9 protein-coding genes are annotated in these 9,301 nt (G+C 60.4%); 1 reads left to right on the forward strand and 8 read right to left on the reverse strand.

The features are described 5' to 3' along the window. Nucleotides 1-11: 11 nt before the first annotated feature. Nucleotides 12-383, reverse strand: a complete 372-nt coding sequence (locus tag BLV47_RS34640; RefSeq protein ID WP_092320963.1) for a hypothetical protein — start codon at nt 381-383, stop codon at nt 12-14. Between the two features lie 78 nt (nt 384-461). After that, a complete protein-coding gene (locus tag BLV47_RS34645; RefSeq protein ID WP_143038392.1) occupies nt 462-1,640 on the reverse strand; it encodes a hypothetical protein in 1,179 nt (392 codons plus the stop codon). A 422-nt stretch (nt 1,641-2,062) separates the two neighbouring features. Here BLV47_RS34645 and BLV47_RS34650 point away from each other — a divergent pair, with 422 nt between their 5' ends. Then, nucleotides 2,063-3,517, forward strand: coding sequence for a sensor domain-containing diguanylate cyclase (locus BLV47_RS34650; RefSeq protein ID WP_143038393.1), 1,455 nt, complete (start codon nt 2,063-2,065; stop codon nt 3,515-3,517). Nucleotides 3,518-3,578: 61 nt separating this feature from the next. Here the strand turns inward: BLV47_RS34650 and BLV47_RS34655 are convergent, their stop codons facing one another. The 6 genes from BLV47_RS34655 to istA form a co-directional block, all read right to left on the reverse strand. Next, nucleotides 3,579-4,811 (reverse strand): hypothetical protein, encoded by a 1,233-nt coding sequence (locus BLV47_RS34655; RefSeq protein WP_092320966.1) that lies wholly within the window; start codon nt 4,809-4,811, stop codon nt 3,579-3,581. Between the two features lie 16 nt (nt 4,812-4,827). Beyond that, on the reverse strand, nt 4,828-5,532 hold the full coding sequence (locus tag BLV47_RS34660; protein WP_092320967.1) for a hypothetical protein: 705 nt from the start codon (nt 5,530-5,532) through the stop codon (nt 4,828-4,830). Nucleotides 5,533-5,624: 92 nt separating this feature from the next. Continuing rightward, entirely contained in the window at nt 5,625-5,936 is a 312-nt protein-coding gene (locus BLV47_RS34665; protein ID WP_092320968.1) for a hypothetical protein, read from the reverse strand. Between the two features lie 4 nt (nt 5,937-5,940). After that, nucleotides 5,941-6,549, reverse strand: coding sequence for a toprim domain-containing protein (locus BLV47_RS34670; protein ID WP_092320969.1), 609 nt, complete (start codon nt 6,547-6,549; stop codon nt 5,941-5,943). Nucleotides 6,550-6,799: 250 nt separating this feature from the next. Beyond that, a complete protein-coding gene (gene istB / locus BLV47_RS34675) occupies nt 6,800-7,549 on the reverse strand; it encodes an IS21-like element IS1474 family helper ATPase IstB (protein WP_062838242.1) in 750 nt (249 codons plus the stop codon). Further along, nucleotides 7,437-9,122: an IS21 family transposase gene (gene istA, locus BLV47_RS34680; protein ID WP_062838241.1), complete on the reverse strand. Its 1,686-nt coding sequence runs from the start codon at nt 9,120-9,122 to the stop codon at nt 7,437-7,439. Before istA ends, istB begins: the two co-directional genes overlap by 113 nt. Nucleotides 9,123-9,301 lie beyond the last annotated feature (179 nt).

The following is a 9,301-nucleotide window of genomic DNA, read 5'->3' on the forward strand; positions in this document are numbered from 1 at the left end:
GGGGCTTACCCTCAATTCTGCCCGAGCAGGAGGTTTACGGGCAGGGCGATAGCGGCCTTGGCCTTCTCTACCTGATCCTCCGAGCCAAAGCATCCGAGCTGGACAGTAACCCCGCCAAAGGTCTTGGCACTCAAGGTCAACTCAACGGACTGGCAGTATCCGCTGGCACTGTGGATGTCGCTTGCAGCGTGCTCCGGGACTGCGCCTGCCGATTCATCATCACCACTGAAGCGGACATGAGACTGCTCCAGTTCCTGATAGGTGAAGCCATCACCGACCGGACGGCTGAGAATCTGGTCCTCGTCGTCACAGGAGATCTCAAGGGTGACATCCACTTCGAAGGTGGACGGGTCGATCAGGTCGAGGGGCAGTGCGTTGGTCATGGCGTTGGTTCCTGCTGATGTCTGAAAGTGAGGCCATCTTCAGTTAGAGCAATGCGTGCCAACAGATGCAGGCCTGTATCAAACCGACATGGGTGCCCCATGAATCTCGGGGGCCATTGGTAGAGGCGCTATCACGGACTGACCGCGCATCAGTTCTTCCTCGTCAAAGTCATCCAGGGGACGCCGGCGAACCTCCGGAGTAGGCAAGGGCTTATCTCCCACAAGATCGAGCCGCTCAAGTGCTTCCTTCTCGGCGCTGATATAGGCCTCAAAGTTCGGCTCCGAATCTTCCAGGATGTCTGCCAGCGCCAAAACCCAGTTTTTGAACGCCCAGACCGTCTCGATATCCACGTACCGACCCGCAACATAGTGGCCAGACAGGGAGAGTGTGAGTGATTCCTTGTCGGTAAGCGGGCGACTTTGCCGGGTAAGCCGGTACGCCGGGCCTGCATGCTGCTTCAGGCGGCGGTTAATCGTGCCCAGGTGCTCCGTATTGGCGTGATCCTCCAAGATTCCGGCAAGCCACTGGATCTCACGGAAGACGTTGCGCCAGGCGCTTTCCGATACCTGTTGGGCGGCGCGTTTACGGCTTTCCAGTAGAGCCACGAACCCAGCACCGTCGATGCCCTCGAAAATCTTCCGGCGAACCTCATTTTCCAAATACAGGCGGAGTGTGCTGGTCAGCATCCTCGGGATGTCGTAACGCATGCCGCCCGAGATCATGGCGTCAAATCGCTCTCCCAGTTCGGTACCGGGCTCAAGCGTCCGGTGATCCATGAGATGGGTGATCTGGAGTGTGAGAGCTTCGGCACACCGATAGTTGTCCTCAAGGCACTGAACCAAAAGGTCGACAGTGATCGCGCCTGAAGCCCATTCGAGAGGCATGCGGGCTGTTTTGCCGGCCAAGGCCTTAGCCTGGTGGTTAAAGCTCGATAGCCCTTGTGGGTGACTCCAGAGGGCCTGGAAGGCGATGTCGCCGATGCGATCCCGGAGCACGCCACTTTGGGTCTCGGCGAAGGCCCGCGCACTAGCCACCCAAGGAGCAGCCTCGAACAGCCTCCCCATCCAGAAGTGCTGGGAACGGCTGTATGCCCCGTTCCGGCCGGCAGGCAGTGCAAACCAGCCGGCCTCCACCGCCGACGCGATAAAGCTCCCTGCCTCGCAAAGGCCTGCTGAAGCCACCGCATCCCCTTGAACCGCCTTGCTGACCAGACCAAACAGGTCGCGGCGGCGAAGGTGCTGCATCAATTCGATCATGGGAGAGCCCACTTACTGAACATGCCTACATTTTGCCCGCCCTGCTACGTGCCACCAGGTCGGCCCGAGATGCACATACGGTACCGGCGCAATTCCCCGCCGATGTTCAGCCGCGAGCATTCGCAGCCCAATCCAAGACCTGAACGCTTCAGACCCGAAGATTGGCCGCGGATTCGCGCGAACCCCGAAAGCCGGCAGTCGAACCCTCAGATACGCCCCCAACGGTTCAATACCGAACTCAGGTCACGAATTCGCGGCTCGGAAGAGGGCGTCGCTCCAAATATGTGCAGTTTTTGGCCACTAGAGAGCAGTTATTAGGGGATTGGAGGGAGTGCAAATTGATAACTGCATATGCGGAGGCAATCAGGACCACATGGTTCCTGGAAGTCTTGCCAAGGCCGAACCTCTCTTCCCTTGAGGGAATGCGACACATCGTTCTTGAAGCAAGAGACATAGCCGGCGTAGACGGCGAATGCCCATACACCAGGATCATCCAGACCCTGAACAGATCCATCGCGGCGTCCGATTCATTGACGCCTCTCGAAATCGAGGTGGTAACAAAGATGGTCAACGATTTGCCGAGTCTTCGCCGCCGATCTTCAGACGGCGACGGAGATAGAAAAGCGCTGGTGCTCTTTGCCGATGGCTATGGTCAGCTGGCTAAGAACCTCTGCCTTGCACTCGCGCAAATGTCGATCGACATCTGCATGGTGAGCGACCTGGATGAGCTGTCATCTAGCGAGAAGCCCGAACATCTGGACGCAAGTTTGGTGGTTGTCGGTTCGGATGTACTTCAAAGCCAAGTGGCTATCCGGGCGATCAATTCCTACCTCTCGAAGATCCGTGAGATGCGCGGGATAAGGCCACCAGTGGTGCTGGCAACAGAGGCCTCGCTTTCCTTCGAGCAGAGGCTTTGCGCAACCCAGCTGGGCAGCGTTCGCATATTCCGGTCTGACGACGACCCTCGGATGATTCGCGACATGCTGACGACCATCACCGCTGAAGCAAAGCTGGCTGGCTCCAAGGTTCTGCTTATCGACGATTCGCCGACCGATGCTTACCGGGCCACCACTTACATGCGAGCAGCTGGCCTGCTGGTCGAGCATGTGTACGCTCCTGAAGACACCCTCGATGCAATCCGCAACTTCGGACCTGATTTGATCGTGATGGATTACCACATGCCCGTGGTAAATGGGGACACCCTGGCAGCGCTCATCCGGCAAGACCCGGAGATGACGATGCCGATCATCTTCCTCAGCAGCGAGACCGACAGCGAGAAGCAGTTGCTGGCCCTGTCGCACGGGGCAGATGGCTTTGTCCTCAAGCCTTTGCAAGAGGGCGCATTCATCAAGGCCATCACATCAATGATCAACCGCGCCAAGGCGATCGACAGGCGCATGCGCAGAGATCCGTTGACCCAGCTCTTGAACCACGGGCAAACCGTCGAATCAGTCAAACGAGTCATCGCCGAGAAGCGGGGCGGGGCGCTCGCGATCATCGACATCGATCACTTTAAGAGCGTGAACGACACCTATGGCCATCCTGTAGGGGACCGGGTGCTCATCAAGATGGCGGATGTACTTACAGCATCCCTTCGAGACACCGATACGGTGGGCCGGATGGGCGGCGAAGAGTTTGCGGTGCTGCTCCCGGACACAACGACCGAGGCTGCGCGGGTTGTCCTGGAGCGTATCCGCAAATGCTTCATGGTGATCAAGCATGAGGTTGAAGGCAGCGGCTTTTCGTGCACCTTCAGTTGCGGGATTGCAGACCTGAGTTCCGGACTCAATGAAGCGTTCCGCCAGGCGGATGAGGCGCTCTACTTGGCTAAGCATTCGGGCCGGAACCAGGTCATCATTGCAGAGCCATCGGTTTAATCCGGACCCTGATCTGGGCAATAAAAAACCCGGCAATTGCCGGGTCTTTTTTGGCTGCTACTCAGCGGGTGGCGAAGTTCAGGACCTCAGCAGTCTCCTGAGGTTTGGCCGGCTGCGCCTGCGGGAGGTCAGATGCCACTTCGCCAGCGTGCGCCACCGGGGCTTCAGGCTCGATGTCGTGGCTAAGTTTCAGCAGGGCGCGTTCCATCATCTCGTCGCTGTCAAAGCTAGCCACCGGGAAGTCAGGCGGCATTACAACGCGATCCAACAGATGCTTTATGTCGCCATACGCCAAGCAGTGCTGGCCTCGCAACAGGCGGATCATGTCCAGGAGGACGGCTTTGTTGGCAATGCATGCGCTGACACAGCGGGACCAGATCTGTTTGCGCAGCATGCCGAGCCTGGTTGCCTTGATGGCAGCTTCAGTTTCATTCGCCGGGCGGTAGAAGCTGTTCTTGCCATCGCTCAGCAGCATAAATCTGGAGGCGAGTTCGTCGAAGTTCGCCAGATCGTCCAGGGCGGCCTCGCTGGTGGTGTTTCGCAGAGCATGTTCGGCCGCGGAACCCATCATCAGCATGTGCAAACGCCAGTACAGAAATTCGGGAGTGGCGATCAGGTTCATCTCAGTGAAAATCTTTGCCGTCCGAGCATTCACATCCAAATCTGCACTGAACGAGTCTTCGAAGACACAGTTCGAGCCTTTGTATGCGATCAGCCGGCCAGCTTGGTGGATCATGAGTCTTGTCAGATCAGCCATCGACACCTGAAAGGCCGGCCTTTGCTGTTGGGATTCGACCAGTCCGGCCGGTGCCAGAGCTACTGCGCGGGTTGCCGGGAGGCCGCTAATGGGATCGACCACAGTTTCTTGTTCGGCGCGCGGCTTGCTGAAGTAGTACGCGACACCGAGAACCATGGCAGCAACAACACCTGTGAGGGTGTAGCTGATGTCCGCCGTGAGTGCGCTGTAAACCGGCACAGCGCAAACAAAGACAACCAGAGCGACGGAAGAGGTCGACCACACGAAGTTCAAGCCGCGGATAAAACCATCCTCCATCGATGACTTCAGCAGTCCAGGCTTGGCGCTGATGATCGACTGGAAGACGGTTATCGCGGCAAGGATCAGTGAGCCAATGACGGCATACAGAGTCCCGGCAGTCACAAGAGGGTGAGGCTTGTCTGCGAGGGAGTCTTGAGCGAAGAAAAACGCCCCGAGAATCCCAAGCGCCAAAGTAAGCGGAAGCGACCATGCGGGCATAAGCGCCGCCGCGGCCTTCAGATTTCGAATGGAGTTCATCACTGGCTCACTGTTATCAGAGTTGCGGGACTGCCGCTGCTGGTTTGGCGGAAGTATTGGAGGCTTCCTGCTTCACCACTTCCGGCTGGGTGGGAGTCTCGATTGCAGTGATCGGCTGCACGGTTGTGGTTTCAGCAACCTCAACCTGAGGTTTCTGGACTTCGCTGGCAGCCGGCTTCGTGGCCGCTTCTTTCTTCTGTGGCTTGCCGCTATCAGCTTTCTTGGGGGCCTGGGCCGGTGCTTTGGCTACAGGCGCGGCTTGAGAGCCTTGCTGGGTGCCTTTGCCCTGTGCCGGTTTGCCCTGTTCATTTTGCTTGCCTTGCTCGGCCTTGGGGCTCTGGCCTTTAGCCTGGGAGTTATCACCGGCTTTGGGTTGGGCTTTAGGCTGGGCCTTCTGCTGGGCCTGCTGCGCAGAGTCGTTACGTTGGCCAGACTGCTTTTGCTGATTCGGGCGCTGGCTATCTTTGCGCCGGCCGTCCACTTCGGCGTCTTTGCTCAACGATTTGAGTTCATCCTCGAATGCGCGAACCGCACGCTGGAAGCGATCGGTGAGGTTATTCACCCGCGCACGCATTGCTGGCGCTGCCGACATCGACATGTTGATCATCTTGTCCTCAAGGCGCGAAACCTGGGGGACGATGCCAACGAGCGATGCAACCATGGCACCGGTAATACGGATTTCTTTCGTGCGCCCCGGTTGGGCGGTGGTGTTATCAGCCATCTCATGTTCCTCTCTGGGGTGGTGTAACGGAAAAACGAGAGCCGGGCATGCCCGAGCCTATGGTTCATCCATGATTCGGGGTGAGTGCCCGCTTACTGCTGGGCACCTTTGGTTTGTTCACCGTAACGAAGGAAGTCCCAGTTACGGGTTGTGCTGGTGCAGCTGAAGAAGAAATGCTCCAGATCGCGTGCGTGCTTCAGCAGGGAGCGGTTGTCATCTGGGATGATTGCGCCCCACAGGTCGACCCAAAACAACGACGCAACCTTGTGCGGCAGGTAACAGACCTCCACATGGCGGTACTGGGGTTCCCGAAGGTGGATCTTCAGCACGTACAGAAAAATCACGATGATCACGATCCAGAAGAAGGTGCTTTTGCCTGGAGCTTGGTGTTGGGTGCCTGCCATTGCCTTATCCCTGCATGGTGAATTCGTAGCCGGTCTGCTCCATTACTCGCTTCGCGGCGGATTCGAAGTCGAATCCAGCCTCGGACAAGCTGGCGAGCATGCGCAGGGCGGTGGTCTCGTTGTGCACCGGGACTGACAGAGAGCCCCTGTAGTCAACCCACTTGCGCATTGAAACCGGCGTCAACTGACTTGCTGCTGCACTGATTCGGCGGAGGCCTCTGATGTTTGGAGGGTCTTCGGAGGCGTAACTGGTTGCCAGCCTTGCGAGGTATTCGCCGCTATTCATGCGGCGCTCGATCATCTGAACCATTTCTTCGCCGCGGCCCGCGCGGCGCAGCGCATCCGGGTCGTCCATTCCGGCCCCAAGGGGCACAATGTTCACGACGATGCCTAGCGACTCGCAGTTGCGGATCGTGGCAACGGCTGCGTCGTACCCGGCGGTGTCACCGTCAGTGATGAACGCCAGCTCGGTGACGTTCTGGCCAGCAAAGTAAGCAGCTTGGGCATCGATGATGCGATCGCCGCCGACGCAGGCGACCCAAAAACCCATGAGTGACAGGGACCATGCGTCAAACATCCCTTCGATAGCGCAGAGAATCGTCGGCTTGCGCATCTGGAAGAGATAGGGGATCTCTTTTGAGATGGTCGGGGCAAAGCGGTACTTTGGGTTGTACCTGTCGCCGCTCCCGGAGGGCAGTCGCCCCCAGATTCGTACATCCTTGTCGGGGTGAGGCCAGTAGCCAACAACCCGGCCTGAGGTGCCTTTCAGGTGCGGATTTCGGTGAACGTGACCGAGCGTTTCGCTAATACGTGACCGGTGCTTCCACCCCGGTTGCGCGGGTTCTGGATTGTAATCGCATCGGTCACGATGCGGCTTGTTCCTCGGCTTTTTTTCGGCGCAGCGACTCGCCTTTCATCGTCAGTCGGTAGGCGTTGTGCACCAGGCGGTCGAGGATGGCATCGGCCAGGGTCGGGTCGTTGATCCAGCCGTGCCAGTGCTCGATGGGCAGTTGGCTCGTCAGGATGGTGGAGCGGCTGCCAGCGCGGTCGTCGATCACCTCCAGCAGGTCATGCCGGGCTCCTTCCTCCAGCGGGGCTAGCGCCCAGTCGTCCAGCACCAGGACGTCGACCTTTGCCAGCTGTTGCAGGGTACGGCCGAAGCTGCCGTCGCCATGAGCGATGCGCAGTTGTTCCAGCAGGCGCGGGGTGCGCAGGTACAGGGTGCTATAGCCCTGGCGGCAGGCCTGGTTGCCCAGGGCGCAGGCCAGCCAGGTTTTGCCGGCACCGGTCGGGCCGGTCAGCAGCAGGTTGTGCTGCTGGCGGATCCAGTCGCCACTGGCCAGGGTGGCGATCAGACGCTCGTCCAGGGCGCGTCCGGTGCGGCGGTCGAGATCTTCCAGGCAGGCGTTGGCGTACTTGAGCTTGGCCTTCTTGCGCAGCCGTACCAGGCGCTGGTTGTCACGCCAGGCCAGTTCGCGGTCGAGCAGTAGGCCGAGGCGTTCATCGAAGCTCAGGCTGTGGCTGGCCGGCAGCGTCCATTGCTCTTCCAGGGCGCGGGCCATGCCGTCCAGGCGTAGCTGGTGCAGTTGATTCAGGGTGTGTTGCGGCATCATCGAACAGCTCCTGTTGCGGGGGTTGGTAGTAGTCGGCGCCACGGACGTTCTCGTGGTCGCCGGGTAAGGTCGTTTCGGCGGCACGCTGGGGCAGCGGCTGTTGATCCAGGCCTTGCTGGAGCAGGTTGCGCACGCTGCGCCCGGTGAAGGCGCGCAGGTGTACGGCACGTTCGGCAGCGGCTTCCAGGCGTGCATTGCCATAGCGCCGGGCCAGCGAGAGCAGGCCGAGGCAGGCGCGGTAGCCCATCTCCGGGTGCGGCTTGTGGGTCAGTTGGTGATCGATCAGTTGGCGCGTGTAGGGGCCGATCCGCGCGCCCCAGTCGAGCAGGCGTTGTGGCGTCCATTCGCGATGCGCCTGGTGCGCCGCGGGCATGTGCTCGCGCTGGGTACTGTAAGCGCCGCGTCGCCCCAGCAGCAGGTGGCTGGCCACCCGCCGGTTGCCATGCAGCACTTCCAGGGTGTGTGCCGTCAGTCGCACGTCCACGTTCTGCCGGGCCAGGGCGGAGGGCACGCTGTAGAAGCTGCCATTGACCTCGATGTGGTAGTCGATGCTGACCTTGCAGCGCTTGAAGGTGGCGACCTCGTAGGGATGCACCGGCAGCGCTCGCAAGGCCGGGCGATCCAGGCGCTCGAACCAGTCGCGCCGGCAGCCATCGAGCCGCTTGAACGGGCGCCGATTCAGATCCTCCAGCAGCTCGGCGATGGCCTGGTTAAGCGCATGCAGGCTGAAGAACTGCCGATGGCGCAGCCGCGCCATGATCCAGCGCTCGACCACCTGCACCGCCACCTCGGCCTTGGCCTTGTCCTGAGGCTTGCGTGGCCGTGCCGGCAGGATCACCGTCTGGTAATGACGCGCGCACTCCAGCGTGGCCCGGTTCAGGCCCGGCTCGTAGCGATCCGGCTGGGCGACCAGGGCGCGCGGATTGTCCGGCACAACCATTTCCGGCACGCCGCCAAAGTAGGTCAGAGCCTGGCCCAGCGAGGTCAGCCAGTCCACCTGGGTTTCGCCTGGCGTCGCGCAGGCATAGGTGTAATTCGAGGCGCCCAGGGCGGCGACGAAGATGTGCGCCCGGCGCACTTCGCCGGTGGCCGGGTCGACCACCGGCAGCGTCGGCCCGGCATAGTCGATGAATAGCTTCTCGCCCGCACGGTGCAGCTGACGCATCGAACGTTTGAGCGTCTGGGCGTAGCGCCGGTAGTGCTCGACGAACTGGGTGTAGCGGTAGGTCGGCTGGCCCGCATGCGCGGCGAGATATTCCTCCCACAGCAGCTGCAAGGTCACGCCCTTGCGTCGCAACTCGCGGTGGATGCTCAGCACATCGGGCAGCACTCGCTCACCGCGCGGCTTGTTCGTCGACGTCGGTGCAAACAAGGCGGCCGCCAGCGCGGCCTCGTCCATGGCCACCAGCGCCGGCCAGTCCAGCCCGGCCACCCGCGCCGCCGCGATGTACTTGCTAACCACGCCCTTGGACAGCTGCAAGGCACGGGCAATCTTCTCGTGGGACAAGCCGGCCTCAAACTTGAGGCGCAGACATTCTTTGATGTTTCGCATGGCTACTCGCGGCGCCGCCATCTTCCTCTCCCGAAATCGGTCGAGGATGGCGGCGCATCAGGTCATGCGCAACGAAGGGGAAGGCTTTCGCTAAGTCGTGACCGGCGATTTCGGTAAGCCGTGACCACCTGTTTCGGAACAGGCGGAAAATCGGTCACGTTGCTACCGAAATGAGCGGTCACGCGTTAGCGAAATGACCG

The organism is Pseudomonas saponiphila, from assembly GCF_900105185.1.
GTDB classification, from domain to species: Bacteria; Pseudomonadota; Gammaproteobacteria; order Pseudomonadales; family Pseudomonadaceae; genus Aquipseudomonas; species Aquipseudomonas saponiphila.